This is a genomic window from Paenibacillus sp. TY11, assembly GCF_059772165.1.
Genome location: NZ_JCBAIQ010000058.1, coordinates 1 through 2,200 on the forward strand (window position 1 = coordinate 1; position 2,200 = coordinate 2,200).

Genomic DNA, 2,200 nt, shown 5'->3' on the forward strand with positions numbered 1-2,200 from the left:
GATCATATCTATCGAGCGCTCCGTCATCAGACCCACCAGACGATCCTTCGTCACGCCATGACTCCGTAAGGTACGAGCCAATCGGTTGGCTCGTTCATTCAGCTCGCGGTAGGTCAGCTGTTCTCCCTCGAAGAACAAGGCCGCCTGCTCTGGTGTTTGCAAAGCCTGCGCTTCAAACAAACCGTGAATTGTCTGCTCGCTTGGATACGCTGCCGCCGTATCTCCCCACACGTGCAGGATTTGCTCGCGTTCTTGCTCACTCAATAAATCCAGCTCACCCAATGTCGTATCGGGATTCGTCGTAATGATTTCAGCCAGTCGTATAAAGTGGCGTGTGATTTGCTCAATCGTTTCCCGTTTATACAATGTTGTCGCATACTGCAAACCGAATTGAATGCCATCCTCTTGTTCGCTGGCTTCCAGCGTCAAGTCAAACTTAGCTGGAACCTGCTCCATACCAAATGGCCGGAAGTTAATATCTGGAAGTTTCAACTCGTCTTGTTCCGTGTTTTGTAGCACAAACATCGTGTCGAACAGTGGGTTACGGCTCATATCCCGTTTCACATTCAGTTTTTCCACCAATTCCTCAAACGGATAGTCCTGATGCTCATACGCTTGCAAGGCCCGTTTTTTCACATCCTCCACATAGCGGCGGAATGTTTGCGCTGCGGTTGGGTAGTTGCGTATGGCTAGTGTTCCGACAAACATTCCGATAATTGGCTCCAAATCGGCATAACGTCGGCCCGCAATCGGGGTACCGACAATGATGTCTTCCTGTCCAGTGTAATGATGCAGAAGTGCTGTATAAGCCGCCAGAAGCACCATATACAGCGTCGAACCTGTCTGGGCTGCCAGCTCTTTTAATCGTTCGCTGACTTCACGTTCCAGTCCAAATACCACCATATCTCCAGCCGTACTCCGCACCGCCGGGCGAGTAAAGTCGGTTGGCAGATCCAGTAAGGGCAGTTCACCCCTGAAGTTATCTAACCAGAACATCTCCTGACGTTTCATCCAATCCTGCTGTGTTTCACCTTGCTGCCATATGGCATAGTCTTTGTATTGAACCCGTAGCGGAGGCAATACCTCACCGCTGTATAAGCGTACAAATTCTTTGGTTAACACACCTGTTGATACACCGTCCGAGATAATATGGTGCATATCGAGCATCATCAGATATTGCTGTTCTTGTTCTCCCCCCTGTATACCCAGATCCAACAAGGATACCCGTAGCAACGGGGCTACCTGCAGATCAAACGGACGTACAAAACGTTGAACCCAATCTTGAACTTCTCGACTTACAAGCTGTTCAGACCCTACTGTTTGCTGCTCGAACGCCGTATCACGATCAGAGATGGGCACATGTATTTGTTGATCAGCTTCTATGTGCGTTAGTACACGCCCTCCCTGCAACTTCGCATACTTCACCTCGAACAATACAGTTTCTTGAATCCGTTGCACGGGTTCATTGTTTACCAGTCCAAAGCTGGTTCGGAAAGCTGCATGACGTGAGATCAACTGGCGGAAAACCTTCTCTACCCGTTTTACATCCAGCGGGCCACTTACCTGAAGCACAGCGGGAATATTGTAGTTCACATCATCTGGATCAATCTGATGCAAAACATACATCCGTTTTTGTGCCGAGGACAATGGGTAGAACGGACGTTCTTCCGTCACTGGAATGGATGCATACATCTCTTGATCCAATTGTTCAATGACCGCCGCCAGATGTTCAATGGTCGGGGCTTCAAAAATACTACGTAGCGGAAGCGATTTATTCAATTCCTTATGAATCTTCGAGGTCAGCGTTGTCGCGCGTAGTGAATGTCCACCAATCTCGAAAAAGTTCTCTTTTACACCGACTTGCTCTAATCCCAGCACGTCCTGCCAGATTTGCGCCAGCACGGATTCCACCCCGGTTCGTGGTGCGGTATAATCGGCTCCCGTTTGCAGGCTGCCTTCGGGTGCTGGCAATGCCTTGCGGTCTATTTTGCCGTTCGGTGTTAACGGCATGGACTCCAGCTGTACAAAGTATGAAGGTACCATATAGTGAGGCAGCTTTTCGCCCAGTAGGCTGCGCAGTTCACCTGCATTCATTTCTTGTTCTGCCACATAGTAGGCTACCAGTTGGTTTTGCCCTTGCCCGTCTTCTCGGGCTAGCAGGATGGCTTCTTGCACATGTTCTACTTTTAACAGGTTCGCC

At 49.5% G+C, this 2,200-nt stretch carries 1 protein-coding gene; it reads right to left on the minus strand.

What is annotated here, in order from left to right; all coding sequences use genetic code 11:
• Positions 1-2,200, minus strand: a 2,200-nt coding sequence (locus AC6EJC_RS26760; protein WP_444956512.1) for a condensation domain-containing protein, incomplete at both ends; no start/stop codon positions are given.